Source organism: Burkholderia sp. BDU5 (assembly GCF_001522845.1).
Classification (GTDB): Bacteria; Pseudomonadota; Gammaproteobacteria; order Burkholderiales; family Burkholderiaceae; genus Burkholderia; species Burkholderia mayonis.
Window position 1 is genome coordinate 1 of the sequence record NZ_LOWC01000170.1, and the last position, 26,872, is coordinate 26,872.

Below are 26,872 nucleotides of genomic sequence, written 5' to 3' on the forward strand. Positions count from 1 at the left end.
AGGAGCCCGGTGCCCGAATTGGGCACGCCGGGATCTGTGCGGGGGGTGTTCAGTAATGGGCATTCCTACCGCGATTCTGGGGGAGCGATGCGCGGTGCGCGACGGACGGCGCGGCGTGTCGCGCGCGGCCGTCGCCGCTTCGTGTCGTCGACGGGATCGATGCAGTCGATGCGGTCGATGCGGTCGATGCGGTCGATGCGGTCGATGCGGTCGATGCGGTCGATGCGGTCGATGCAGTCGATGCAGTCGATGCAGTCGATGCAGTCGATGCAGTCGATGCAGTCGATGCAGTCGATGCAGTCGATGCAGTCGATATGCCGATCGTAATTCTCGCGACCATCGCGAACGGAATAAGTTGCGATGACGTCGATTCCGTCCATCGCCGCAGCCGTCGCGGCTGCCCGGGCTGTCGCGATGCAGCTCGGGCGTCGCCGATCTTCGCGCAAGCGACATGCCGGCCGTCGCGCCGCGCGACGCGCTCCGCATCGCACTTTCCCCGCGCGCATGAAGGTCTCCCGTCGCGCCCGCAATTGTTTCTATACTTCGTACGATTGCGTCGTAAAAGAACGGAGCGCGTGGCCGACGCGCTCGAACGTCAACCCGATGCGGGCCGCGACGAAGATGCCGAACCAATGCGGCGCCGCCCCCAACCGGACTCTCATCGATGAAAACCGCGATTCGAAAGCTGACGGCGTCGCTACTTTTTGCCGCCGCGACCGCCTGCTTTGCCGCCGGCGCGCCGCATGCGCCCGAGCATCTGCCGCCCGGCATCGCGTGGCGGCAAGGCGACGTCGACGCCGCGTTCGCCGAGGCGAAGCGCACGAACAAGCCGCTGTTTCTTTACTGGGGCGCCGTCTGGTGCCCGTCATGCAATCAGGTGAAGTCGACGATCTTCAGCCAGCAGGCGTTCAAGTCGCGCTCGTCGTTCTTCGTGCCGGTCTATCTCGACGGCGACACGGAGAACGCGCAGAAGATCGGCGACCGCTTCAAGGTGCGCGGCTATCCGACGATGATCCTGTTCCGGCCGGACGGCGCCGAAGTCACGCGGCTGCCGGGCGAAGTCGATCTCGACCGCTACATGCAGGCGCTGTCGATCGGCCTGAACGCCGCGCATCCGTTCAAGCAGACGCTCGCGGCCGCGCTGAAGGACGGCGCGCGCGTGACGCCCGACGACTGGCGCGTGCTCGCCGATTACTCGTGGGATACCGACGGCGATCTGCCGGTGCCGAACGAGCGCGTCGCGACGACGCTGCAGACGCTCGCGAGCCATGCGCGCGCGGATCATGCGAACGCCGAAGCGCCGCGGCTCGAATTGAAGGCGGTCGTGTCGGCGGCGGTCGGCGATCCGCCGCAGCAAGGCGACATCGACAAGACAGCGGGCGCCGCCGCCGTGCGCGACGCGCTGCGCGATCCGAAGCGCGCGCGCGCCGATTACGACGTGCTCGTCGCGGCGCCGGCCGACGTCGTCAAGTATCTGGCCGGCGGCGACGCGGCGGCGCGCGCGACGCTCGCGAAGCAGTTCGATGCGGCGCTCGCGCGGCTGTCGGCCGACACGTCGCTCGCCGCGATCGACCGGACGATGGCGCTGCACGGCCGCGTGCGCGTCGCGCGGCTCGACGCGAAGCCGGGCGCGCCGCTGCCGGCCCCGCTTGCGGAGGCGGTGCGCCGGCAGACCGCGTCGGCGGTCGCCGAATCGACGAACGTCTATGCGCGGCAGGCGGTCGTGAGCGAAGCGGCCGACACGCTGACCGACGCCGGCCAGTTCGACGCGGCTGACGCGCTGCTGAAGGCGGAGCTCGCGCGCTCGCCGACGCCGTATTACTTCATGTCGGGGCTCGCGGCGAACGCGAAGGCGCGCGGCGATCGATCGGCCGCGCTCGACTGGTACCGGAAGGCGTATGAGGCGGCGAGCGGTCCGGCGACGCGGCTGCGCTGGGGCGCGGCGTATTTCGCGAACGCGGTCGACCTCGCGCCGGACGACGCCGCGCGAATCCGGCAGATTGCAAACGACGTGCTGACGCAGGCGGGCCAGACGCGCAACGCATTCTACGGCGCGAACCGGCGCGCGCTGACGCGGGTCGTCACGCAGCTCGCGCATTGGCGGCAGGGCGGCGCGCACGACGCGACCGTGCGGGCGGTCGTCAAGCAGTTCGAAGGCGTGTGCGGGAAACTGCCGGCGGGCGATCCGCAGGTCGGGACCTGCGAGAGCCTGATCAAGACGGCGAAGGCGTGACGGCGTCAGGCGACGTCCTGCGTGCATTCGCAAGCGCGCGGGGCCGGGAAGCGCGCTCGCGAGCGGGCGCTTCGTGCGAGCGCGCATCGCCGCCGGGCGCACAGGTTGTCGTCGCCCGTCCGGTCCCGCTCGTCGTGCGAACCGGCGGCGCGCGCCCGCACCAGTCGAAGCAAAACGAAGCCTCCGCTCCGAAGCCGTTTGCGCGACAGGCCGGCAAACCTTCGAACGGCAAACCTTCGGAGTCGAAAACGAAACAAACGAGCGGTTTTTGAAAGAGTGACGCGCCGGACTGCCTAAGATTGGCGACCTACGATCAACCCAGAGCCAATCGATGGAAATGACGAACACGTTGCTGAGCGCGTTCGGTGCGCAGATCGGGCTGTCCGATCTGAAATTCGATGCGACCGGCGTGTGCCAGTTGAGGATAGACGGTCTGAAGCTGGCGCTCTACGACAACCGCGCGCTGAACTGCCTGACGCTGCTCGGCGAATTGCCGATGCCCGTGGCCGACACGCTGCAGCACGACGTCTGGATTCGCTTCGTGCTCGCCGGCCAATTCGGCGCGTTGCACGAACACGTGCCGATCGTCGGCCTGAATCCGCAGACGGATGCGCTGGTGGCGATGCGGCATTTGCCGCCCGAGAACCTGTCGCTCGAGCGCCTGACGGACGCGTTCGCCGGGCTCGTCGAATGGCTGGCGGCCTGGAGCTGCGAATCTTCCGCAATCGAGCAGTCGGCATCCGCCGCACCGCACGATGCGCGCCACTCAACTCGCCGATACGATCCACTTGCCCATGCTTGATCTCCGCTCAGTCTCGTCCGTTCCCACTCAAGCCGGCGTCGGCCAGGTTGCGGCGGCAGAGCGCAACGCCGGCCGTCTCGACGTCGCTGGCACGCCGCGCACCGTCGCACGCGGCGGCGAAGGCGACATCGCCGTGCCGCATCCGTCGGACCGGTCGGGCGCCGCCGGCGCGCGCGACGCAACGCTCACCGAAGACGTCGCGTCGCGCCAGATCGTCAACGCGTTTCGTCAGTTCATCACCGGCAAGTCGCACGGCCGGATGATCGAAAGCGGCGAAATCTGGAAGGACGTGCCCGCGCAAAACGCGCGAGACCATGTGCGCGATCTGTCGAAGGCCAATCTTCGCGGGCTCTATCGCGAACTCGGTGCGCTGAGCGGCCAGGAAAAGCAGTTCGTCGAGCGCTTTCTCGCGACGCCTTTCTTCGCGACGCACAGCACCGCAGCACCGGTGAAGAGCGGCAACGACACGGTCAGCCTCTTCTCGCGGCAGAAGCTGATCGACCGCCACATCATCTTCAATCAGGCGAATTCGCCGCAAGAAGACATCAAGCTGCTCGGCAACGACGATTTCGTGTTCTTCTCGCTGGAAGCCGGCGCCGACCCGAAAAAGCCCAGCAGCCGGTTCGGCGGCACGACGTACCGCTTCGATTTCGACGATCCGCATTTCCGCGACACCGCGTGGCTCAGCCTCGTCGAAATGCGCTTCGCGCGCACGCCGAATCTCGATCGGCACATCGAAGGCTTGAGTCCCGACGAGTACAGCCGCTTGTCCAAGCGCACGTTGCAACCGTTCCAGACGGTGTTTGCCGGCGGCGACATGAAGGCGGGCATCGCGCTGTCCATCGTGCGCGACATGCGCGAGAACCTGTCGCCGGACGCGCAGGCGCGCGTGCTCGGCAACGTCGGCGAAGCGCACGTCAACAAGCTCGTCAACGGCCTTTATCGCCCGGAGATCAAGGTGGCGCGACACTTCTTCTCGAACCAGTACATGGAAGTCGCAGTCAAGAAGGACGACAAGTTTTGACGCCGACGCGGCGGCGCGGATGACGGCCGCCGCCGCTGCCGCGGCGCACGCCAGTCGCCCGGAACGACAGGTGTGAACCGTGGCGTCGCAGGCGGGGCCGCAGGTGCGACGCGTCGGCGTCGGCGTCGATGGCGGCACGGCTCCTTTCCCATCGAAAAGTCCGCCGAAAACTCGCTTACTTGATGGCACTGTTTGCCGGAAGCCGCTCATTCGCAGCAGTTTTGTGACGCCTCGTACACGTAATCGCGTTCGACGCGGCAAACCCGCGTCTTGTACATGCTGTACCAGGCGTCGCGGCCGAGCCGTTGCGCGGCCACGTGCGCGACGTTCTCCTTCCACGCTGCGATCGCCTCAAGGCTCTCCCAATAGGACACCGTAATGCCGAAGTCTTCGCCGGCGGACTCGACGCCGAGATATCCCGGCTGTTTTGCCGCGAGCTCGAACATCGCGTCGGCCATCTTTTGATGGCCATTGTCCTCTTCGGTGCGCACTGACGTGAAAATTACCGCGTAATATGGCGCAGTGCCAGTCTTCGCGATGGACATGCCTCCTCCTGTCCACGTGACGTCGATTGTCGCAGCGCTATGCGCGGCGGAACACATCGGCGAGCGAAAGTGCGGGCCACCTGACCCATGTTGTCAAGCTTCCCTGAGCTGGGCGACCATGTCTTCGACGATGCGGCAGAATTCGTCCGGCTGCTCAAGCATCATCATGTGGCCGACATCCTTCTGCACGACGTAATCGCGCGCGGCTGACTGCGCCCAGTCCGGTAAATCCCATCCGGACGCAGAGCGTTCGCCCGCGAGTAGAAACAGCGGGGTCCCATGTTCGACGACCGAGCGGATCCGCGGCAGATAGCTGGCGTCGCCCGTCTCCGCCACTACCGCGCGCGCCATTGCCCGAATGGTTCCGCGCGGTTGATTCGCTAGAGCGCCACGCGCCCATTCGACGCGTTGCGGCATGATCGCGACATCGCCGTTTGTCAGCCATTCTTTTGGATCAGCGACGAGCCGCTCGTGCTCGGCGTGCCAGTCCTCGTCGGAGAGGGCGGCGATCTTGCGGCACCAGAACGCATCGGCGAGAGTGAAGTTCCCTTCGACGTTGATGATGCCGCGCACACGCTCGGGTGCCGCTACCGCAACGAGCATCGCGATGGCGCCACCGACGCTGTGCCCAAGCAGCATGCACGGCTCGTCGACCTGTTCGTTCAAGTAGCGCACGACGTGCGCGGTCTGGCTCGCAAGAGTGATCTCGGGCTCGCACACGTCCTTCAATTGACCGTAGCCGATCAGGTCCGGTGTATGGATTGCTACGGTGCGGATGCGCTCGCGGGGCGCGTAGAAATTCAATGAACCCATCAGGCCGTGAATCATGACCAACGGCGTGGCTTTTTTCATGTCTCTCACACTTCCATGGTTTGACTGCAGACTCCGCGTCGACGTCCTTTCGCGCTGCGACGCTTGCGCGCCATCCGATGTCGCGCCACCCGATTGACGGCACCGAAAGATCACGATGAAGAAAAGGGTGACCGGGTGGTGGGCTCGCACCGGCTTGTCGGACCGTCATGATCGCTTCCGTTGATAGTTACTTACTCACACATCCCGATCGATTCGGTGAGAACGCCAATTCAGCGGTATTGCGATCTCGTAGAATGACGCAATACGCGAGCACGATCGGTTCGCCATCCGGCAAGCGCACGCGCAAAAACGACTTCAGATGCGCCGCGAGCGCTGCAAGCGGCACTGGCGATGCAAGCATCGTCGCGCACGGCGATGACGGTCCATGTCGTTCCAGCCATGCGCGCGCCGATTCAAAGTGACTTGGGGGGATGTAGACGAGGTGCGGCGAAACGGCCTGCACGTCCGCTCCGCCGTCCATCAGGCACGCGACATGATCCGACCGGACCGACAATGCATCGGGCAAACTGCCGTTCTGCAACGGGTCGACGAGCACATATAGGTGCGCCCCTAACGAATCGGCCTCGCCGAACACGGTTTGCGTATCCATCAGCCCCCCGTCGACACGAACGCCGATCGCCCCGCCGCGCGTTTCATCATGCACGGCACGCACACTGCATCCGGCTGCGTCGGCATCGGATACGGCATGCTGGCCGGGCCTGAGAAGCTGTGCATGCTGCCCTTGATGTCGATCTTGCCCGGCGCGTGGATCTGAATGTCACCGTCCTTCAGGCGGATATACGCCTGCCCCGACGTAATCAGTATCTCCTTGTCCGCCGCGATCTCGATCCGCTCCGTCGCCGACACGATCCGCACCGTCTTCCGGCCGATCAGGTCGATCGTCTCGCGATGCGACTCGATCTGAATCGCGTCCTTCGCGAACAGCTTGATCCCGTCCTGCGCGAACACGCTCACCTTCTCGCCCGCGCTCGTCACGAACGACTTCCCGGTCGCGACGAACGCGCTTTGACCCGCGACGACGTTCACGTGCCGATCCGCCGACGCGTGCAGCGACTGAAGCGTCGTGAGGCCCATCCCGCTCGCGCTGCCGAGCAGCATTGCCGGCACCTTGAAGCCGTTCGCGCTGCCCGTCCCGCCGCCCGGCGTGCGGCCGCCGCTCAAGCCCGGCTCCACCGGCTGCCGCGTCGCGCCGGTCAGTTCCGTGAGCGCGTCGTGACCCGCTTTCAGACTCTCCGCGCGATGCTGCTCGCTTAGCGACGATTGCTGCGCGATCAGCGCGTCGGGATTCAGATCGTCGCGCGTGGTCGCGGCGTCGATTGTCCACGTGTAGTCGCGGCCGAGCTTCGCTTCGCCAAGCGCGCGCAACGGAATGAGCGTGTTCGCCCCAAGCGGCGTGTCGAGCTTCAGCAGCCGCTCGCGCTGCAACAGCCCACGATGAATCGCCTCGAAGATCGGCGCAAACGCCGTCTCCTGCGGCCCGCGCGGCCCCAACGTCATGGTTCAAATCCTTTTTTCTCAGGTTCGCCGGAATGGGGCGCGTCGCGCCCCTTGTTGTCAGGCGATTGAGCGCGGTATCGGAACCGGCGAACCGCCTTCTTTGGCGAATAAGGATACCGAATCCACTGAAGAAAACGGGAAATCGGCCGGCTTACGGCGCGCCGGCCAAGTCCATCTAATCAAAATTGGCAGTGTTCTGCGGACGATCATCCGGCCTTCACGCTGGAAAGACTGATACGTTGGTTTTTTCTGATTTCAGCTACGCAGTAATCGCCCTTGTTGTTGGTCGACCTGCCTCAGCAACGAAAGCAAGTGCTCGTCGCCACTCGAACTGACCGCAGTCTTCGCCGAGTTGCGCGATATTCACGGCCTCAACATCGCGACGATCTGCAAGCGCCTCAACATCACCGACCAGACGATCCGCGACGTCGGCCTGCTCGAACAGGCGCCCGTACAAACTTCCTGTTCCGCCTGCATGACGGCGCGATCAAAAGCGCGCAGATCGTCGAATTCCTCAAAGCGCGGCGCGCGCAACTCAGACGCAAGCTGATGATCGTGCGGGACGGCGCAGCGCAGCACAAGAGCCGCGTCGTGCGCGAATACCTCGACAGCATGGATGGCGCCGTACAGATGGCACTGCTGCCCGGTTACGCGCCCGATCTGAATCCAGTCGAATACCTCTCGGCTTGGCTCAAGCGGCACGCCTTAGTCAACTTCTATCCCAACAACCTGGCCGAACCGAAGCACACCGCTCGATGCAAACTCAAGAGCGGCCAGAAGCGCAAATCGATCATCGCTGCTTGCTGGAAGCAAGCTGAGCTTTGGTGATGTCATGGCTTACGTAATTCTCAATAGACGCGGCAACAAGGTGCTCGAGCGCGCCTTGTTCCTCTCCACCTGCGCTGCCTTACGAGGCCCCGTCTCGCAGACTTATTAACGCACGCAAGATCCAACAGGATGAGCGCCACAACCAAGCACCCATCGCGCTGGCGCGTCGGTACTGCGATGTCCTGTTCGCCATGCTGCGCGACGGCACCATTTACCAACCAAAGTCAGCCTCTGGCGCCCGATGAAAGACATAGGGACACCCCGCGTTTGGTACGATGCACGCTTTCCCACCTGTTCGCGTCACCGCGTGAATCGCCGAATCGTGTCGTCCTTCCTCGACCGCTGCGCGGCCAGGCTCGCCGCCGCGAAGCCGCACGCCGCCGCCGTCCTCCGTCGCCTGCGCCATCCGACGCGACGCGGCGTCGCGCTCGCCATCGCCGCCGTGCCGGCGCTGTTCCTGCTCTACGTGCTCGCGCTGATCCCGTTCACGCCGAGCATTGGCGACATCCGCAAGGCGCGCGTCGACGCGCCCGCGCAGATCCTGTCCGCCGACGGCAAGCTGCTCGCCGAATTCAAGCCGTCGAACCGCGAATGGGTGCCGCTCGCGGGCATCTCGCCGAAGATGGTCGATGCGCTGATCTCGACTGAAGACCACCGCTTCTACGAGCACCACGGCCTCGACTGGCGCCGCACGGCGGGCGCCGCGCTGCGCACGTTCTCGGGCGAGCGGCAGGGCGGCTCGACGATCACGCAGCAGCTCGCGCGCAATCTGTATCCGGACGAGATCGGCCGCGCGCCGACGCTCACGCGCAAGCTGAAGGAAGCGATCACCGCGCTGAAGATCGAGGCGGTCTACAGCAAGGCGCAGATTCTCGAGACGTATCTGAACACGGTCCCGTTCCTGTACAACGCGTACGGTGTCGAGATGGCCGCGCGCACGTACTTCGACAAATCGGCCGATCAGCTCGACGCGCTCGACGCCGCGACGCTCGTCGGCATGCTGAAGGGCAACAGCTACTACAACCCGGTGCTGAACCCGGAGCGCGCGCTCGCGCGGCGCAACACGGTGCTCGCGCAGATGGTGAAGTATGGGAAGTTGTCGCCGGCCGCGTATGCGTCGCTGCAGAAGAAGCCGCTGCGGATCGACTTCGAGCGGCAGAAGGAGCCGCCCGGCCCCGCGCCGCATTTCGCGCAGCAACTGCGCAAGTGGCTGATCGCGTGGGCCGACCGCAACGACTACAACGTCTACTCGGACGGCCTCGTCGTGCGCACGACGATCGATTCGCGGCTGCAGGCGTATGCGACGCAGGCGCTCGCGCGACAGACGAATCAGCTGCAAGGGATCGCGAACGGGATGTGGAACGCCGGCAGCGGCTGCGCGCCGGGCAATCCGCTGTTCCGCGCGTTCGTGCGCGAGACGCCGGCATTCCGCGCGGCGCTCGACGGCGGCGCGACCGAAGACGCGGCGCTCAAGCATCTGCTCGCCGATCGCGGGTTCACGCGCGCGCTGTGCAAGGCGAAGGCCGACGTGCAGGCGGGCTTTCTCGCGATCGATCCGCGCAACGGACAGATCAAGGCGTGGGTCGGCAGCCGCGACTTCACGACCGAGCCGTTCGATCACGTGCAGCAGGCGCGCCGGCAGCCGGGCTCGACGTTCAAGCCGTTCGTCTACGGCGCGGCGTTCGCGGGCGGCGCGACGCCCGACGACACGTTCGTCGATCAGCCGGTCGAGATCCCGCTGAAGGGCGGCGAGATCTGGCGGCCCGACGACGACGCATCGCCGACCGGCAAGCCGATGACGCTGCGCGACGCGATCGCGTATTCGCGCAACCGGATCACCGCGCAACTGATGATGAAGGTCGGCCCGCAGAAGGTCGCGCGGCTCGCGCGCGCGATGGGCGTGCGCGACAGCGAGCTCGACGCGGTGCCGTCGCTCGCGCTCGGCACGAGCCCCGTGACGCTGAAGGAGATGGTGTCCGCATACGCGACGATCGCGAACGTCGGCGAATACGTCGAGCCGCGGATGGTCACGCGCATCGAGGATCGCAATGGCGAAGCGCTCGCCGAGTTCGCGAGCGCGTCGCCCGAGCGTGCGCTCGATGCGGCGCCCGCGCGCACGCTGATCGACGTGATGCGCGGCGTCGTCGAGCGCGGCACCGGCGCGGCGATCCGCTCGCGTTATGGCATTCGCGCGGATGTCGCGGGAAAGACCGGCACGACGCAGGGCGACACAGACGGCTGGTTCATCCTGATGCAGCCGCAGCTCGTCGCGGGCGCATGGGTCGGCTTCGACGATGGTCGCGTGACGCTCGGCAGCGTTTGGGGGCAGGGCGCGAGGAGTGCGCTGCCGATCGTCGGCGATTTCTATCAGCGGGCGATCCGCGCGCGGATCATCGACACGCGCGAGCGCTTCGCGACCGAGGCGCCGCCGAGCGCGTTCGACACGTTCCGCGACAAGCTCAACGACTGGTATCGCTATCTGTTCGAGAAAGCCGAACCGCAGAAGGCCGCGCCGCCGAAGGCGCCGCGCGCGCCGGTGGAAGAGGCGATGCCGGCTTCCGAGGTCGAGGCGGCGTCCGAGGCGGCCGCGGCGGCGGCGTTCGCGTCCGAAGCGTCGTCGGCGGCGGCGGCGTCGGCCGCGAGCGGCGTGCCGTTCGCCGCGCCGGGCGGCGCTTCAGCGGTCACGCCGGAGATGCCGCCGTTGTTGCCGTCGACGCCGCCGCTGTCTCCGCCCGCCGCGCAGCCGGGCAACGGCTTGCCGAACGACAACGCGCCGATGTCGCCGACGCCGACGCCCGATGCGCCGGCCGCGAGCGGAGCGGCCGGCGTCAATTAGCGGCGGAGAGCGGCGACGCGGCGTGACGGGCTGTTCGACTTCGCGCGCGTCGCGCATCGCGCCTTTCCGCTCGATACGGAAACCGCGTGGGGCGCGGGTGGGTCGTGAAGGGCGGTCGGGATAGGCTCGTGTGTCGCAGCCGTAGCCGTAGCCGTAGCCGCAGTCGCAGTCGCAGTCGCCAGTCGCCAGTCGTTGTAGCTGCGGCTGCCGCACTGTCGGGGCGCGCTGAACTTCGCCTTGCTTCCCGGCGTGCTCGGCCTCCGCTCCGGCGAGCCGCGCCGCCGTGTCGCGAAGCCGCGCGGCTATTTCGGCAACTGCTTCGGATCGTAGTGATTCCGCGCATTCCACAGCATCCATCCGTCGGTCTCGACGGTGTCGGCGGCGTCGACCTGCGCGCGGATCTCCGCCGCCTCGAAATCGCGGCGGTCGAACGCGTAGTCGCGGAACGCCTGCCGCCACGGCCGGAACCGCACGCCGGGCAGCCCGGTTCGCGAGCGCGCCTCGGCAAGCGAGCGGCGCACGATCTGCCCCGGATCGGCGGTCGGCTGCGTGCAGCCCGGCAATCCCCACGTGAAGCCGGACGGATAGAGCATCGGCGAGATGTAGTCGAGCGGGCCGCCGAGCGTTTCGATCTGCTGACCGATTGCGGTGTCGTCTTCGTTCCAGCAGACGTAGCCGAAGATGTCGGCGGCGACGAACACGTTGTACGGCGCGAGCCCCGGTCGTGCGCCGCTTGCAGGAAGCCCGTGATCGCCGCGGTGCGGTTCGCACGCGTGTTCGGCACGCCGAAGCGCAGCCCGCGCGCGTCCGGGAAGCGCACGTAGTCGAACTGGATTTCATCGAAGCCGAGCTTCGCCGCTTCTTCGGCGACATCGAGATTGTGCATCCACGCTTCGCGCAACGACGGATCGATCCAGCGCAGCTTTTCCCGGCGACAAACGATTCAACACACGCCGCGGCCGGCGCATTGGCGCACCGATGACGATTCGCACTCGCTTACGCCCATGCGCGATCGGCAGTGCCGGCATCACGCGGGACGGCTCCCGAAAAGCCTCACCTTTGGCGATACCGAACGCCGACGCGATGGCCGGCTCGTCGGTCGCATCGCGGTGCCGCCGCGCGGTTCGCGTCGAATCGGTTCTGATACGGCAAGCATGCTGCTATGGTTTGAGCATCGGCGGTTGATCGTAGTCAAGAACGCCAGCTTTGGCGGGACGGAGTCGCCCGATGCGAACGGCGCCGCCAGCGGCGAAGCGGGAGGGGAATGAAAGGCGCTGACGGTGCGCGGCGTGGCCGCCGTCGCGAATAGACGCGCGGCATCGACGCGCGGCGGACAGACGCCCGGCACGCATGCGCCGCCGGTTACGCGGCACACTGGTCATAGACGTTCTGCGGATGCCGCGCCTCGGCAAAGAAGAACCAGCGCTCCGCGACGAGCCCCGCGTACTGGATCGCGAATGCGCCGCACGCGAGCCTGAACGACGCGACGGCCGGCGCCGCGGCACCGCCGATCGCCAGCAGCGCAAACGGCACCGCAAATGCGCAGATCAGAAACGTCCACTTCATGCGCTGCAGCGTCAGCGGCGTCTTCCCGTGGAAGAACTCGCGCAGGTTGAACGCGCCGGCCGTGAAGCCGCGCGATCGCTGCACGACCCGCCGCGCGTGGATGCCGGTCGCGCTTTGCACCGTCGATCGCGGCCGCAGCCGCGCGTTGCGCACCAATGCCGCGATGCGCGTCGCGCAACCCGCAAGCGTCAGCGCGCACGCGCATCCGGCGAGCGCCGGCACGAGCGGCGGCGCGAACCACGCGGCGCCGGCGGTCGCGAGCGTGAAGCCGGACGCGCAGCCGAGCAGCGCGAAGTTGGTCATCGTCAGCGGCGTCGCCCATTCCTGAAGGAAGCGCAGACAGATGTAGATCATGCCGGTGCAGACGAACAGTACGCCGCTCGCGAGCGTCGCGAGCATGCCGAGCGCGAGCGAATACGGCAATGCGAGCGCGTGCGCGCCGCCGTAAGCCGTCGCGCACGCGAGAAACGCCGGCAGCGCGATGCATTCGCGCGCCAGCCATGACGTGCGCCACATCGCGACCGCGCGCCATGCGCGCTCCGGACGCCCGAGATGGAAGAACGACGCGAACAGGCCGAGCGAGCCGAGCAGCACGGCGAGCGCTGCGCCCGCGACGAAGAACGCCTGCGGCGGCGACGCGATCAGCCCGGGCCGCGCCGCGAGCTCGACGCCGAACAGCGCGATCACGAGCCCCTGGCTCGCGCCGCTCAGCGTCGTCAGGAATATGACCGAAAAAGCGGGTTTCATTCGTATTGCTCCGGATTCGATGTCGGTAGCGCCGGCGCGCGGCGCGTTCAGACGCGCTTCGCGAGCGCGGCGAGTTGCACTTGTGCGTGCGCCAGGTCGTCGCCGGCCGATGCGAGCGCCGGTTCCGCGCCGGCCGATCGGCACGAGCACGCGTCGCCGCTGCTGCAAGCCGTCGTCGTGCGTCGGGGCAGATAGTGATTCGCGGGCCGCGTTCCCCATTCCGGCATCAGCTGATAGCCGCCGCGCTCGCGAATCGCTTGCGATGCGACCGACTCCGGATCGTGAATGTCGCCGAAGAGGCGCGCCGAAGTCGGGCACGCGAGCACGCACGCGGGCTTGCGATCGCGCTCGGGCAGCGCGTCGTCATGAATGCGGTCCGCGCAGAGCGTGCATTTCGTCATCTCCTTGCGCGCCTCGTCGAGCTCGCGCGCGCCGTACGGACACGCCCACGCGCAGTACTTGCAGCCGATGCACTTGTCGTAATCGACGAGCACGAGCCCGTCCTCCTTGCGCTTGTAGCTCGCGCCCGTCGGGCATACGGGCACGCACGGCGGATCTTCGCAATGCAGGCACGACTTCGGGAAATGGATGGTGTCGGCGAGCGGGAATTCTCCCGCCTCGAACGTCTGCACGCGGTTGAAGAACGTGCCGGACGGATCGGCGTCGTAAGGCCGCGTATCCGACAGCGCGCCCGCCGAGCCCGACGTATTCCATTCCTTGCAGCTCGTCACGCACGCGTGGCATCCCACGCACACGTTCAGATCGATTACGAGCGCCATTTGCGTCATCGCATGCTCCTCGTCAACGGCGTTTCGCCGGATTGCGCAGCCGGGCGGCGAATTCGCCTCGGCCTGCGAAATAGCTCTGCACGATGCGCCGAACCGCGCCCGTCACGCCGGGCAGCGCCGGCATCGGCGCGAACTGCGGCAGCGTATGGTCGGCATCCGCTTCGGCCGGATAGATGCGCACGCGCACGTCGTACCACGCGGCCTGGCCGGTGATCGGATCGGAGTTCGAAATGCGCGGCGCGTGGGCGGTGTCGCCGGGCAGCTCGTCGGTGATCACGTGATTCAGCAGGAAGCCGTGCTGAGATTCGTTCGCGCTCGGCCCGAGATTCCACGCGCCCGCCGCCTTGCCGATCGCGTTCCAGGTCCACACGGTGCCCGGCTCGACGACCTCGCTGTAGCGCGCGCGGCAGCGCACCTTGCCCCATTGCGACTCGATGTAGATCCAGCCGCCGTCCGCGATCCCCGCATCGCGCGCGATCTTCGGGTTCACGAACAGATCGTTCTCCCCATGAATCTGCCGCAGCCACGCGTTCTGCGAATCCCACGAGTGGTACATCGCCATCGGCCGCTGCGTGACGGCGGCGAGCGGATAGCGCTGCAAATCGGTCGCACCGAGCTCGAGCGGCTCGTACCAGAACGGCAGCGGATCGAAATAGCGCGCGATGCGCGTGCGCAGATGATCGGGCGGCTGCCGGCCGCTCGTCTTGCCCTGCGCGGCGAGACGGAATCTCTGCATCACGTCCGAATACAGATGGATGACGATCGGCTCGCCGAACTTCCGGAAGCCTTGCTCGACCGCCCATTTCAGATACGGGCCGTTGCAGCCGCGCATGTATTGCCGCGCCGCCGGCAGCGTGTAGTGAAAGACACAGTCGTGCTTCGCGTATTCGTCCCATTGACGCGGATTCGGTTCGCCGACGAGCGCGTCGCCGCCGTCCTCGCCGCGCCAGCCCATCAGGAAGCCGACGCCCGAATCGGGTGCGGTCTGATAGTTGACGATGAAGTCCGGATAGTCGCGGAATCTGCGTGCGCCGTCCGGCGTCGTGAACGCCGGCAGCTTCAGCCGGCTCGCGAGCTCGATCAGCACGTCCTGGAACGGCTTGCATTCGCCGGTCGGCGGCACCACCGGTATGCGCACCGAATCCGCCGGTCCGTCGAATTCGGAGATCGGCCGGTCGAGCATCGACATCGCATCGTGCCGTTCGAGATACGTCGTGTCGGGCAGGATCAGATCGGCGAACGCGGTCATTTCGGACTGGAACGCGTCGCACACGACGATGAACGGAATCTTGTATTCGCCGTGCGCGTGCTTGTCCGCGAGCATCTTGCGGACCTCGACCGTGTTCATCGACGAATTCCACGCCATGTTGGCCATGAAGATCATCAGCGTGTCGATCGGATAGGGATCGCCGCGCCACGCGTTCGTGATCACGCTGTGCATCAGCCCGTGGACCGCGAGCGGGTATTCCCACGAAAACGCCTTGTCGATCCGCACCGGGCCGCCTTGCTCGTCGACGAACAGATCCTCGGGCGCGGCCGGCCAGCCGAGCGGGCCCGCCGCGAGCGGCGTGTCCGGGCGCACCGCGCCGGGGCCGCTCGGCGGCTTCGCCGAAGGCGGCACCGCGCGCGGATACGGCGATTTGTGGCGGAAGCCGCCTGGCCGGTCGATCGTCCCGAGCAGCGACATCAGCACCGCGAGCGCGCGGATCGACTGGAAGCCGTTCGAGTGCGCGGCGAGTCCGCGCATCGCATGGAACGCGATCGGATTGCCTGTGACGGTGTCGTGCGTTTCGCCCCAAGCGTCGGTCCAGCGGATCGGCAGCGTGATTTTGTGGTCGCGCGCGACATCGGCCATTTCGTGCGCGAGCCGGCGGATCGTGCCGGCCGATATGCCCGTGATCCGTTCGGCCCATTCCGGCGTGCATGCGGCGACGCGCTCGCGCAGCAGCGCGAACGACGGCGCGACGGGCGTGCCGTCGGCGAGCGTGTAGCGGCCGTCGAGCGCGGGCGTCGCGCCGCGCGTGTGATGCGGCACGGGCCGGCCGCCGCCGAGATCCCACCACAGGTGATCCTGCGGAAACAGCGGATTGCGCTCGGGCGTGGCCGCATCGCGCACGAAGAGCCCGAACGTATCGGCATCGGCGCGCATGTCGAGCAGCTCGGCCGCGTTCGTGTAGCGCGTGACGAAGTCGCGGTCGTAGCGGTCCGTCTCGATCAGCTCGCGAATCAGCGCCATGAACAGTGCGCCGTCGGTGCCGGGACGAATCGGCACCCATTCGTCGGCGATCGCCGCGTAGCCGGTGCGGATCGGATTGATCGCGACGAACCGGCCGCCCGCGCGCTTGAACTTCGAGATCGCGATTTTCAGCGGATTCGAATGATGGTCCTCGGCGGTGCCGATCATGAAAAACAGCTTCGCGCGATCGAGATCGGGGCCGCCGAATTCCCAGAACGATCCGCCGATCGTGTAGATCATGCCGGCCGCCATGTTCGCCGAGCAGAAGCCGCCGTGCGCCGCGTAATTGGGCGTGCCGTACTGCTTCGCGAAGAGGCCCGTCAGGGCCTGCATCTGGTCGCGGCCGGTGAAGAGCGCGAATCGCTTCGGATCGGTCGCGCGCAGATGCGCGAGCCGCCTTTCGAGCACGGCGAACGCGACGTCCCAAGACACCGGCTCGAACTGCGCGCTGCCGCGCTCGGCGCCCGCCTTGCGCATCAGCGGCTGCGTGAGCCGCGCGGGCGAGTACTGCTTCATGATCCCCGACGCGCCTTTCGCGCAGATCACGCCCTGGTTGAGCGGGTGATCGGGGTTGCCGTCGATATAGCGGACTTCACCGTTTCGCAGATGCACGCGGATTCCGCAGCGGCACGCGCACATGTAGCAGGTCGTCGTCTTGACTTCGAGTGGCTCGTCTCCGGCTCGCACACGATCGTCCATGTTCGCTCTTTGTCGAAGATCCCGTTGAAGCGAGCGCGACGGATGTCGGCTCGCGCTTTGCATGCTAGGTGTGGCGCTCTGGTATGACAAATCGCGATTTCAAACTGAAGTCATCGGCGAGGCTGATGGATCGTCGATTTGCGACGGACGTGCGGACGCGCGCGATGCGACCGGCTTCCGTCGATTGCGGTGCGGCCCGTTTTCACGATACGTGCAAATGAACAGACTTCGGCCATGTCATATCGAGGCCCCGCGCGCGCTCGTGCGCGGCGACGGCGCTTGCGGTGCCGGGCGCGATGCCGAGCCTCGCGGCGCAACGGTAGCGCGCCGACGGCGGTTCTTCCGACCGGCGAGCCGGTCGCGGCTGCTGCGAGGAGCGGCGCATGCGCGCCGCGGAATTTCGCTCGGCGCATCGTCGAATCGAGTCGCGAACGAAATCGATAGAGGCAAAACGTCGACACGCGCGCCGATTGGCGCCGGGTGCATCCGGCGCGCGGCGAGCGTGGCCGCCGATTGACACACGTCAATGTCGGACGGACCTGCGTCGCTACGCTGAAAACCAGCGGTATTGATTCGACCGGCATCAGGTCATTGAGGGGCGTCCGGTGTGTGCAGGACGTCGTCTGCGGTGTCGGCTGCGCATTGTGCGCGGCTGCGAATTCCAGGAGAGAGCAATGAGCAATTTGACGCGTTACGACCCGTTTTCGCTGGAACCGATGTCCGATTTGTTCCAGGGCTTGTTCCGTCCGCTGCGCGGCATGATTGACGTCGAAGAAGAGAAGCTCGCATCGATGAAGATCGACGTGACCGAAAACGACCAGTCCTACCTTGTCAAAGCCGAGCTGCCGGGCGTCGACAAGAACGATATCAACGTGCAGATCGAAGGCAACGCCGTGTCGATCAACGCGAAGGTCGAGCGGAACAAGGAGCTGAAGGAAGGCGAGCGCGTGATTCGGCGCGAACGCTATTCTGGCGAGTTCAGCCGGTCCTTCTCGCTCGCGAGCGAAATCGACCGCGACGCCGCGACCGCGCAGTATCAGGACGGCGTGCTGTCGCTGACGCTGCCGAAGAAGGCGACGGCGGAAAAGAAGAAGCTGACGATAAGCTGAATGCGCGTGCGCGCCGCGGTTCACGCGGCGCTTCGCGTTGCTTTGCGATGCAGGCCGGCGAGCCTTCGGCGGTGCGTCGGCGGTTCTTTTGTCTTGCCTGATGTGACGACGCGGCGCTCGTCGCGCGCCGTGCCGCGCCGCGTTTCTTGCGCCGCGCGCCGTGCAAAGCGCGGCGGTGTTACGTGCGACACGGTGCTCGTTGCGTACGACGCGTCGTACGCAACACGGCACGTACGACGCGCGATACGTCGGTCGCGACGCGCGATACACGGCGACCGCGCACAGCGATCCCGCCCGCATCGGCGCAGCGGGATCGCGCGACGTTCAGGCGTGCGCGCCGCCCGCGTGCGCGACCGGCCTGCCGACCGTCTGCGCGAGGATCGGCAATTCGTCTTCGTTCAGGCTGAGCGCGTCGGAGAGCAGCCGATGGTTGATCCAGCCGCGCACGACGCAGCCGAGTCCCGCCGACGCGCAATACAGCGCGACGTTCTGCGCGATCGCGCCCGCCGCCACCGCGGAGAACGTCTCGCGCAGCGGTTTCGGCATCGACAGCAGCCGCGACGATCGCACGACGTAGACGAGGTCGAGCGGCGCGGCGCCGACGAAGTCCTGATAGCCGGTCAGGTTGCGCGCGTCGATCGAGCGCTTCAGCAGCAGCCGGTGCAGCACTGGATCGTAGCGGTAGACGCCGTCGGGCAGCGCGACGTAGATGTCGATCTCGTTGAGCGCGTGCGCGGACGGCGCGGTGCGGCCGCCCGTCGCCGGACGGTTGACGCCGCCGGCCGCCCACAGCAGTTCGCCGAGCGTCGTCGGCGCGAGCGTCGCGGACGAGAATTCGCGCGTGCTCGCCCGCAGTGACAGCGCGGCCATCAGCGGCAGGCCCGCGCCGAGATCGGGCTGCGGCAGATCGATGATCGCGGGCGCCTCCTCTTCCGCGGGCGCGGGCAATGCCACGGCGATCGGTTGATAGGTCAGCAGTTCGGGGTCGCTCATGTCCGTCTCCAAGACAGTGGAAAACCGCGCCGCACCCGTTCGCGAGTGCGTTCGCTCATCAACGATAGCGAGTGTGTCGCACGTCGAACTGATCCCGATCAAGCGTCGCACGCCGGCGCGCGCATGCCGGCGAAGTTGACGTGCGTCAGAAGGGAAGACGGACGCGCGTGCGACGCTATGTTGCACATTTGTGCGGACGCTGCGTCCCGTCGTGCGCTGCGTTGCCGGAAGGCCGGCGGCCGCGCGCTGCGGCGCGCGCATCCCATCATGCATACGAACGGAGGTCAATCGTGAATGCCGCCGAGATCTGCACCCGCGCCGTCGCCGTGTGTCGCCGCACCGACACCGTGCTCGACGCCGCGCACCTGATGCGCGACCGCCACGTCGGCGACCTGATCGTCGTCGACGACGCGGGCCGCGCGCAAGAGCCGGTCGGCATGCTGACCGACCGCGACATCGTGCTGTCGCTGATCGCGAAGGAGGTCGATCCTGCCGCGCTGTTCGTCGGCGAGATCATGTCCGCGCCGGTGGCCGTCGTTCACGAGCAGGACAGCTTATGGGCGATCGCGCATCGGATGCGGCTGACGGGCGCGCGTCGAATGCCGGTCGTGAACGCCGAGGGCGCGCTCGTCGGGATGGTGTCCCTGGACGACGTGTTGGCGTGCGCGGCGTCGCTGTTCGACGAGATCGCGTCGGTTTCGCGGCGGCAGATTCACTTCGAGGAGAAGGCGCGAAGCTGACGTGCGCTCGCGCGCAGCGTGTGGTGTGCGGCGTCGCGGCTGCGGGTTCGCGCTATCGGTCTCACGCCATCGATTGTGTGCAGGCGGCACTGGGCCGTCGTGCCTTTGTGCCGTTGTTCTTTTGTCCCGTCGAGTTGGCGAGCCGCGTTCGTGCAATCGGTTTCATGTCCGTGGCCCACGGCGGCACGTTGCCGATCGATCCGGCCTTCCGCGTGCGATTGTTGCCATGCGCTTCTCGTCGCGCCGCGCGGCCGCATCGCGGTTGAAGTGCTAACGCCGCGCCCGCCGCGCGGCCGCCGTCTCCTTGCGCGCCTGTGCGAAGTGCAAGACCGCATCCGTCACGGTCGGAAAGAAGTGATCGGCGCCGATTTTGTCGAAGAGCCCGTACGCGCGCAGCCGATCCTTGACCGGTCCCTTCATCTCCGCGAAATACAGCGTGATCCGCCGCGCGGCGAGTTCGTCGCGCAGTGTCGCGAGCATGTCGGCGGCGGTGACGTCGACGTCCGTGATCGGCTCGGCCGCGATCACGACGCAGCGCACCGGCGCGTCGGCGTCGGCGATCGCATCGTGCACGTGATCGCGAAAGATCGTCGCATTCGCATGAAACAGCGGTGCGTCCCAGCGGAACGCGACGAGACCGGGCATCCGCCGCGCGTCCGGATGTCGCGATACGTCGTGATAGCCGTGCACGCCTTCGACGCGGCCAAGCACCGTATCGTATGGATGCCACGCGCGCCAGACGAACGACAGCAGCGACAGCCCGACCGCGAGCAGGATGCCCGGCACGACGCCGAGCAGCACGACGCCCGCGAAGCACAGGATCGACACCGCGCATTCGCCGCGGCGCATATAGAAGAGGCGAACGACCGCGCGCACGTCGACGAGGCCGCTCGCCGAATAGATGACGACCGCCGCGAGCGCTGCGAGCGGCACGCGGGCGAGCAGTGTCGGCGCGACGAGCAGCAGCGCGATGCAGCCTGCTGCGACGACGCTCGTCAACTGCGTGCGCGCGCCGGCCGCGAGCGCGACGGGCGTGCGCGACGAACTGCTGCTGACCGCGCAGCCGCGCAGCGTGCCGGCGAGCAGGTTCGCCGCGCCGAGCGCGATCAGTTCCTGATTGCGGTCGGTTTCGCGGCCGTCGTCCCGCGCGAACACGCGCGACAGCACGCTGATGTCGGCGACCGACACCATGGCGATCGCGAGCGCGCCGGCGATGAGCCGGCTCGCGTCGCCGAGCGATATGGCCGGGAGGCCGGGCAGCGGCATGCTGCCGGCGAGCGGGCCGACGAGTGCGACATGCGCGTTCGCGACATGCGCGTTCGCGACATGCGCGTTCGCGACATGCGCGTTTGCGACATGCGCGTCCGGCACCGTGTCGAGCCACGCGGCGGCAATCGACGCGGCGGCCACCGCGATCAGAATGCCGGGCCACGCCGGCGCAGCGCGCCGCAGCAGCATGATGCCGGCGAGACAGCCGGCGCCGAGCGCAAGCGATGCGGCGTCGATCCGGCCTTGCGCGACGGTCGCGGCGACGCTCGCCACTTCGTCGACGAACGTGCCGCCGCGCGGCGCGGCGCCGAACAGGCTCGGAAGCTGGCTCGCGATCAGCGTCAGCGCGAGGCCGTTCAGATAGCCGTACTGAATCGGTTTGGACAACAGATCGGTGACGAAGCCGAGCTTCAGCAGGCCGGCGAGCACGCAGAAACCGCCCGACATTAGCGCGAGCGCGGCCGACAGCGCGATCGCATGCGCGGGATCGCCATGTGCGAGCGGCGCGATCGCACCGGCGATCAGCGCGGCGAGTGCGGAATCGGGGCCGAGCACGAGGATCCGGCTCGGCCCGAAGATCGCGTAACCGACGAGCGCGGCGATCGTCGCGTTCAATCCGGCGATGACGGGCAGGCCGGCCGCCTGCGCGTAGCTCATGCCGACCGGCACGAGCACCGCGGTCAGCGCGACGCCCGCGAACAGGTCGCGCGCGAGCCACGCGCGCTGGTACGTGCGCAGCGTCGCAACGCCCGGCAGCCACCGGCGCCACGCCGCGCCGTCGTCGCCGCCGCCGCCGCCGCCGCCGCCGCCGCCGCCGCGCCGCGCGGCGTTCCGGTCGCGCGCGGCGCGTTCCCGCTCGATCAAGACACGACGTCCATCAGCGGACGCCGCGGCGCATGCGGAACGACCGGGCCGCGTCCGATGCGCAGCAGCAGTTGCGGATGGGCATCGACGTGCAGCAGCGGGCGCAGTCTTTCGCGCAGCATGTCGATTTCGATCGGCTGATTCAGATACGACGCGGTCAGCCCCGCGGCCGTCGCGACGAGCAGCACGCGCTCGAGCGCCTGGCCCGTCGCGACCCATGCGTCGCGATCGTCGCTTGCGGTCGAGATGCCGACGACGAGCGGCGAGCCGTCGACGAGCTTGTGATGCATCGCCGCCATTCCGCCGCCGAGATCGAACGTGCGGATCACCGACGCGACGACGGGCGTCGCGAAGTCGAGCAGCGCGGGCACGCCGGCCGCGAACGCCGGCATTCCGTCGTCGCGGCGGCGCGGATGCACCCAATTCGCGAGCTCGCGCCGAAAGCGCAGATCGGCGAACTGGAGGTGGTCGGCTTCGGCGATCAGTTCGGCGATCTCCTCGCGCGCGGCGGGTGCGTCGACGCAGGCGATCTCGGCGCCTTCGGCCGCGCCGGCATCGACGAGCGCGCGCTGGATCTCGCACGAAACCGCTTCGTCCGCGAACGGTGCGCGGGTCGTCACGCGCTCGACGATCGCGTCGAACAGCGGCACGAGGCTTTCGTCGTGATAGCCGCGGGGATCGAGCCGCACGAGCGCAATCACGTCGGGATCCGAGCTCGACGGGAACATGTCGATCGAATACGCGAACCCGAAATGGCTCAGCGCGACGCGCAGATTGAAGAGCGCCGCGCCGCAACTGACGAGCAGCTCGCGGTCGTATGGGTCGACGACGGGCAGCGCGCGCAGCCGGTCCGCGCACAGCATCACCGACGCGTCGCCGAGGATGAAGCGCCACGGCTGCGTGTTGTGGCTCGACGGCGCGAGGATCGCGTAGCGGATCGCGAGGCGAAGCTGGTCCTCGACGCTCGCCGACGGATCGAACGGGGGGATGTCGTCATGCGGCGGCGTCTGGAGCTTGGGCGTTTCCATGTTGCTGTTCTCCTGTCGGGAGGCGCGGTCGTGCGCGGGCGGATGTGACGCGCCGGAGTTCGAGGGCGGTGCGGACTGCGTAGGATCGATTCCAGTCTATGGAGCGGCTGCCGGGCGGGGCTTGACCCAGATCAACGGCGGATGGGCGGGGGGCGAGCGGGTATTCCGTTGTAGGGCTAGCGGACGCGTGTCTTTCTGTCCGAATGGACGCCCGTTGCAATCGGAGGACCGGTGCGCTCGCCTCTCATCGAGACCTGTCTGTTTTAATCGAAGTGATAAATATAGAAAGCGCGCCTGTAATGCTTCATATGTGATTGAGGGATTCAATCGAACTTTGATGGGGAGTCAGGTATTTCGGTTGATATGACTCGATATTTCAATTATCTTGCGGCGCACGTATTTCATTTTAGACCATCGAGGTGCGGGCGTGAAGCTTGTCCCGTTTGTCGTTCTCGTTTGTTTTATTCTGTTTAATTAATATATAAATAATAGCGGAAATAAATTTTTCTGGATATTAGATGGAAGAGAAAAAATTCTAGCATTCAGAATCGCGTGATGCAAGTTTCCAGAAAGAGAAGGTCGCTAATACGCACTTCAATTGCATTCCCGGCGGCGATGCTGCTGCCTTCGGTTTGGAGCTGGGCGCAGACGAGAGGACATGGACCAGCCGACGAACTCCCTATGATTTCCGTTACCGCGCCTCGTGAAACCAGTCTGCCGATTCCTTCGGTTGGAGGGCCAGTGGGCGGATATAGTTGGACGACTGGATTCGACAATATACGAGGTGGAATATATCAAATCGGAAAATTCAATCTGGTCAATGGCAGGAAAATTCTATCTGCAGCTGAAGCTGGAAAGTCGCTCGACGTGCTCTCCGAATTTGCGTATGGAATAGAGCTGGCGAGTAATAATCTAGTCAAGGCACAAATTGCAACCTATGGAATTTTTACTCAATGGTTGGCGAACAATGGGTGGCAGGGTGTCGTCGGTGCCGATCAGTATGGACTGTCAAATACACAGCTGAGTGGCTTGACGACAGCGTTCGGTTTGTTCAGTGATTATTATTTTAGCCACCTGCCTGCGCCGCCTATTTCAGAATTCAAATTTTACGCTACACCATTCTTTACTCTCGCCGCCTATGATTATTGGATTCGCGGAAACGGATCTCCCCGGGTGGTCGATCTCAAATCTTTACGGTTGGGCATCGGGGCCAACGAGATTGGCCCCATTCGATCCATTATCGTCAATGATGGCATGGGACCTGGTGCTTATCCCATCGATGCTGAGTTCAGTACGAATCTGCTGAGCGATAAAGAATATATCGTCGGTTCCGCGCTTGGTCGAGTGAGCGGGCATGTCGTTGGTCAGCTCGTTTTGACGGCTGATGGAGATTTTCCATTTGCCGGGGAGTATACGTTGAATCCGGATAAATTCGCTTTTGATGCATCGAACTCAAGGCCGTATATACAGGAGGTGTTGACTACCTTGGTCAGAAAGATGGGTGAAATAACTGGTCATGCAGATTTCATGATTTATTTTAAAGGGTCTCAACCTTTGAATGTTTCGGGGGCTCGTCGGAACATTAAAGCCATGGATGAACACGGGGTGGTTCGCCGGCCGTCCATGGGAGGGTTGCCCAGTCTTGGGATGCGGGACATAGTAAATGGAAATGTTTCCGGGATATAGGTAATGGGCGTTGACATATTCTATCGGGGGTATTCTGTTTAAAATTGTAAAGATGCTCTCGATTGAACGCATCGCTGACTGGATGTGTGTAGTGGCGTGATATTTGAATTATGTTATGGTGGGTGAATTGTTTTAATGAGTGGTAAATTTAATTGGATTTAAATCGATCTCGGAAGGCAGGGGTGGTGATGGGCTCCGCTGTTACTCTTGTTCTGGCGATTGTCGGGTTGGTGATTGCCATGATGTACGTGAGAGTCTATGACGGAGGCGATGGAATTTGCCCCGATATGACGCGACAGGAGATTAAATCTAAAATCGTGAAGTTCGCATATCGAAATAACAAGAATCCAAAAATTGACTTCGATGAAGATTTTTCATATCTGAGCGATGTCGCGAAATGGAGGGTTCCATACAGGGTCAACGGGCACCGGTACGTTGCCAAGATGACCTGCAAAGGTTGGATCGTGGACAACGTCGGCCCGTTTGACTGAGCTGTTGGGCAAGCGTCCGCATCGCACTAGATCGATTCGGCCGAATGCGCTGTATCGCTGTGGCGCGCTTGGTCAGATCGCACGATCCAGTACGACGCATTGCCAATGTGAAATGGGCTGCCGCGGCAGTGCAATTGATCAGACCCAGGCGGTTTATTCGATAGTGGCGAGCGTCTCCGACGCAGGGCCTTTTCGACATCAACTCGTTGTCGCGGCATCAATTGAGGCCGTATCGAGCACGTCGAGCACCGCCCGCCAATACCCGGTCGACCGAATCGTCTCCAGCGGCACATCGGTATCGAAGCCGATCGTGCGCGCGCGCTCGTCGGCGTCGAGCGGATCGGCCGTCGCGAGCTGCGTCGCGAGCACAGCCGCGCCCGCGTCGGAACGATCGCTTTGCGCGGCGGCGCGCGCATCGACGCGCCGTTCGAGACACGCGCGGCTCGCGCGGAAATCGAGAATGAAGACGGGCACCTGCTGCTCCCGCGCGAGCGCGACGAAGCTCGCGCGGCGCGCGCGGGCGAGAAACGTCGCATCGACGAGCGCCGTGTAGCCGGCGCGCAGCACGTCGCGCGCGAGCGCGCGCAGGCGTTCGTATTGCGCGTCGATCTGCTGCGGCGTGTACGCGCTCGCGGGCAGCGGCCGCGCGTCGACCGCCGTGAACGGCCGCGCGCGCTTGCGCTCGCTGTCGCTCGACAGCCGGATCGCGCCCGAGACGTCGGCGAGCGCGCGGCTCGCGACCGACTTGCCCGAGCCCGAATAACCGTGGCACAGCAGCAGGCACGGGCGGCGCGCGCGAGCCGCGTGCGCGGCGACGTCGATGTACGTGCGCGCCCGTTCGAGGTGCGCGTTGCGCGCCGTATGGTCGCTGCCCGCGCGCATCGTCGCGACGAGCGTCCGCACGAGCGCGCGATACGCGACATACAGCGGCAGCGCGGCGAGACCCGCGAAGTCGCCCGTCTCGTCGAGCCAGCGGTTCAGCAGCCGGTGCGCGAGATCGGCGCGATCGTGTGCGCGCAGATCCATCAGCAGAAACGACAAATCGTTGATCACGTCGATCCAGCGCAGCGCGTCGTCGAAATCGATGCAGTCGAACATCAGCGCGTCGCGACCGCGCTTCACGACGTTGTTCAGATGCAAGTCGCCGTGGCACGCGCGGACGTAGCCGTCGGCTCGCCGCGCGTCGAGATGCGGGGCGAGTTCGTCGCAGCGCCGCCCGCACCACGCGCGCAGCGCCGCCGGCAACGCCGCGCCGAGCGCGCGTTCGAGCGGCGCGAACACGTCGTCGATCTGCTTGCGTAGCTCGCGTGCGCTGCCGTACGCGTGTCGCGGGACGTCGCGCGGCGCGTGCAGGTGGTACGCGGCGAGGCGCGTCGCGGCGGCGTCGATGTCCGCCGCGCCGAGTTCGCCGTGCGCGAGCCGTTGCGAGAACAGCATCCGCTCGTCGAAGCGGCGCATCTTGACGACATGATCGACGGCGACGCCCGCGCTGCCGACGCGAAGGCCGCGCGCGCGCCGCACGATCGGATGGACCGCGACATAGATCGGCGCGGCGAGCGGGCGGTTCAGCGCGAGTTCGGCTTCGCACGCGCGGCGGCGCGCGGCGAGGTCGCTGAAATTCGCGAAGCCGAAGTCGAACGGCTGCAGGCGCTTGTATGCGAAACGTCCGACGAGATAGACGACGGAGATGTGCGTTTCGATGCGCACGATGCGACCGGCCGGATGCGGATACGTCGACGCGCGGCGCAGCGTCGCGTCGACTTCGCGCGACAGGCGGCGGGCCGCGCGCTCGCGCACCGCGCGCCGCTGCGGGCCGTTGCCGCGGATGGCGGTAGCGCGCGCGAGGAGGCGCGTGCCGCGCGATTCGTCGGCGGATTTCGCGAGCTTCGACGGGCGCGAACGGCGCATCTGTCACCTCCGGGGATCGTGGCCGCGCGGGATGCGGGCGCCGTCGGCCGTGCGGCTGCCGACGGCCGTCGAGGCCGCCGCGCCGCGGATGCGCCCGCTGTCATTCGACC

General features: G+C 66.1%; 19 protein-coding genes and 6 pseudogenes. 13 read left to right on the forward strand and 12 right to left on the reverse strand.

Features of this window, described 5'->3' with window-relative positions:
• The 4 genes from WS69_RS35185 to WS69_RS27915 form a co-directional block, all read left to right on the forward strand.
• Positions 1-327 (forward strand): hypothetical protein (locus WS69_RS35185; RefSeq protein ID WP_231747240.1); only part of this gene is annotated, 327 nt, incomplete at its 5' end.
• 337 nt (positions 328-664) lie between these two features.
• Positions 665-2,233 (forward strand): thioredoxin family protein, encoded by a 1,569-nt coding sequence (locus WS69_RS27900; protein WP_059473878.1) that lies wholly within the window; start codon positions 665-667, stop codon positions 2,231-2,233.
• A gap of 331 nt (positions 2,234-2,564) precedes the next feature.
• Complete coding sequence (locus tag WS69_RS27910) at positions 2,565-3,035, forward strand: type III secretion system chaperone (protein WP_231747241.1); 471 nt, start codon at positions 2,565-2,567, stop codon at positions 3,033-3,035.
• Positions 3,028-4,059, forward strand: a complete 1,032-nt coding sequence (locus tag WS69_RS27915) for a hypothetical protein (RefSeq protein WP_059473881.1) — start codon at positions 3,028-3,030, stop codon at positions 4,057-4,059. The genes WS69_RS27910 and WS69_RS27915 overlap by 8 nt, the downstream gene beginning before the upstream one ends.
• A 206-nt stretch (positions 4,060-4,265) precedes the next feature.
• Here WS69_RS27915 and WS69_RS27920 read toward each other — a convergent pair whose 3' ends face one another.
• From WS69_RS27920 to WS69_RS27930, 4 genes and pseudogenes are all read right to left on the reverse strand, one after another.
• Positions 4,266-4,604 carry an antibiotic biosynthesis monooxygenase family protein gene (locus WS69_RS27920; RefSeq protein ID WP_059473882.1) on the reverse strand — a complete coding sequence of 113 codons (339 nt, stop codon included), beginning with the start codon at positions 4,602-4,604 and terminating at the stop codon, positions 4,266-4,268.
• A 93-nt stretch (positions 4,605-4,697) separates the two neighbouring features.
• Entirely contained in the window at positions 4,698-5,456 is a 759-nt protein-coding gene (locus WS69_RS27925) for an alpha/beta fold hydrolase (protein ID WP_059473883.1), read from the reverse strand.
• 262 nt (positions 5,457-5,718) lie between these two features.
• A pseudogene (locus WS69_RS32590) lies at positions 5,719-6,066 on the reverse strand (DUF4123 domain-containing protein); the annotation flags it as partial.
• Positions 6,066-6,752: pseudogene (locus WS69_RS27930) on the reverse strand (DUF2345 domain-containing protein); the annotation flags it as partial. The pseudogenes WS69_RS32590 and WS69_RS27930, both read right to left, overlap by 1 nt.
• Before the next feature lie 517 nt (positions 6,753-7,269).
• Here WS69_RS27930 and WS69_RS35760 point away from each other — a divergent pair.
• From WS69_RS35760 to WS69_RS27940, 4 genes and pseudogenes are all read left to right on the forward strand, one after another.
• Positions 7,270-7,429: pseudogene (locus WS69_RS35760) on the forward strand (pyridoxal phosphate biosynthetic protein PdxJ); the annotation flags it as partial.
• Positions 7,422-7,802: pseudogene (locus WS69_RS27935) on the forward strand (transposase); the annotation flags it as partial. The pseudogenes WS69_RS35760 and WS69_RS27935, both read left to right, overlap by 8 nt.
• A gap of 22 nt (positions 7,803-7,824) precedes the next feature.
• A pseudogene (locus WS69_RS32595) lies at positions 7,825-8,047 on the forward strand (IS110 family transposase); the annotation flags it as partial.
• Positions 8,048-8,109: 62 nt separating this feature from the next.
• A complete protein-coding gene (locus WS69_RS27940) occupies positions 8,110-10,638 on the forward strand; it encodes a penicillin-binding protein 1A (RefSeq protein ID WP_059473885.1) in 2,529 nt (842 codons plus the stop codon).
• Between the two features lie 302 nt (positions 10,639-10,940).
• Here the strand turns inward: WS69_RS27940 and WS69_RS27945 are convergent.
• Positions 10,941-11,569, reverse strand: a pseudogene (locus tag WS69_RS27945) (putative glycoside hydrolase); the annotation flags it as partial.
• Here WS69_RS27945 and WS69_RS33865 point away from each other — a divergent pair.
• Positions 11,517-11,906 (forward strand): hypothetical protein, encoded by a 390-nt coding sequence (locus WS69_RS33865; RefSeq protein ID WP_156438440.1) that lies wholly within the window; start codon positions 11,517-11,519, stop codon positions 11,904-11,906. The pseudogene WS69_RS27945 and the gene WS69_RS33865 overlap by 53 nt on opposite strands.
• Before the next feature lie 94 nt (positions 11,907-12,000).
• On the opposite strand, the gene WS69_RS27950 is transcribed toward WS69_RS33865, so the two are convergent.
• Genes WS69_RS27950 through WS69_RS27960 form a run of 3 tightly spaced genes read right to left on the reverse strand, consistent with a single transcriptional unit; the run spans position 12,001 to position 16,674 of the window.
• Positions 12,001-12,951 (reverse strand): dimethyl sulfoxide reductase anchor subunit family protein, encoded by a 951-nt coding sequence (locus tag WS69_RS27950; protein ID WP_059473886.1) that lies wholly within the window; start codon positions 12,949-12,951, stop codon positions 12,001-12,003.
• Between the two features lie 47 nt (positions 12,952-12,998).
• Positions 12,999-13,739, reverse strand: coding sequence for a 4Fe-4S dicluster domain-containing protein (locus tag WS69_RS27955; RefSeq protein WP_059473887.1), 741 nt, complete (start codon positions 13,737-13,739; stop codon positions 12,999-13,001).
• Between the two features lie 13 nt (positions 13,740-13,752).
• Positions 13,753-16,674: a molybdopterin oxidoreductase family protein gene (locus WS69_RS27960; RefSeq protein ID WP_059473888.1), complete on the reverse strand. Its 2,922-nt coding sequence runs from the start codon at positions 16,672-16,674 to the stop codon at positions 13,753-13,755.
• Between the two features lie 674 nt (positions 16,675-17,348).
• On the opposite strand from WS69_RS27960, the gene WS69_RS27970 reads away from it, so the two are divergent.
• Positions 17,349-17,783 (forward strand): Hsp20/alpha crystallin family protein, encoded by a 435-nt coding sequence (locus WS69_RS27970; protein ID WP_059473890.1) that lies wholly within the window; start codon positions 17,349-17,351, stop codon positions 17,781-17,783.
• Between the two features lie 324 nt (positions 17,784-18,107).
• Here the strand turns inward: WS69_RS27970 and WS69_RS27975 are convergent, their stop codons facing one another.
• Positions 18,108-18,776 (reverse strand): SagB/ThcOx family dehydrogenase, encoded by a 669-nt coding sequence (locus WS69_RS27975; protein WP_059473891.1) that lies wholly within the window; start codon positions 18,774-18,776, stop codon positions 18,108-18,110.
• Between the two features lie 290 nt (positions 18,777-19,066).
• Between WS69_RS27975 and WS69_RS27980 the strand changes: the two genes are divergently transcribed.
• The gene (locus WS69_RS27980) at positions 19,067-19,516 is read left to right on the forward strand and encodes a CBS domain-containing protein (RefSeq protein WP_059473892.1); all 450 of its coding nucleotides are present in this window, start codon (positions 19,067-19,069) and stop codon (positions 19,514-19,516) included.
• A gap of 270 nt (positions 19,517-19,786) precedes the next feature.
• Here WS69_RS27980 and WS69_RS27985 read toward each other — a convergent pair whose 3' ends face one another.
• Both WS69_RS27985 and WS69_RS27990 read right to left on the reverse strand, forming a co-directional pair.
• Positions 19,787-21,649 carry a SulP family inorganic anion transporter gene (locus WS69_RS27985; RefSeq protein WP_059473893.1) on the reverse strand — a complete coding sequence of 621 codons (1,863 nt, stop codon included), beginning with the start codon at positions 21,647-21,649 and terminating at the stop codon, positions 19,787-19,789.
• Positions 21,646-22,677: an Acg family FMN-binding oxidoreductase gene (locus tag WS69_RS27990; RefSeq protein ID WP_059473894.1), complete on the reverse strand. Its 1,032-nt coding sequence runs from the start codon at positions 22,675-22,677 to the stop codon at positions 21,646-21,648. Before WS69_RS27990 ends, WS69_RS27985 begins: the two co-directional genes overlap by 4 nt.
• A gap of 681 nt (positions 22,678-23,358) precedes the next feature.
• On the opposite strand from WS69_RS27990, the gene WS69_RS32600 reads away from it, so the two are divergent.
• Together WS69_RS32600 and WS69_RS32605 are read left to right on the forward strand one after the other, a co-directional pair.
• On the forward strand, positions 23,359-24,363 hold the full coding sequence (locus WS69_RS32600; RefSeq protein ID WP_231747243.1) for a lipid II-degrading bacteriocin: 1,005 nt from the start codon (positions 23,359-23,361) through the stop codon (positions 24,361-24,363).
• A gap of 188 nt (positions 24,364-24,551) precedes the next feature.
• Positions 24,552-24,854 (forward strand): hypothetical protein, encoded by a 303-nt coding sequence (locus tag WS69_RS32605; RefSeq protein WP_231747245.1) that lies wholly within the window; start codon positions 24,552-24,554, stop codon positions 24,852-24,854.
• Between the two features lie 198 nt (positions 24,855-25,052).
• On the opposite strand, the gene WS69_RS28000 is transcribed toward WS69_RS32605, so the two are convergent.
• Positions 25,053-26,762, reverse strand: a complete 1,710-nt coding sequence (locus tag WS69_RS28000) for a bifunctional aminoglycoside phosphotransferase/ATP-binding protein (protein WP_059473895.1) — start codon at positions 26,760-26,762, stop codon at positions 25,053-25,055.
• Positions 26,763-26,872: the final 110 nt, after the last annotated feature.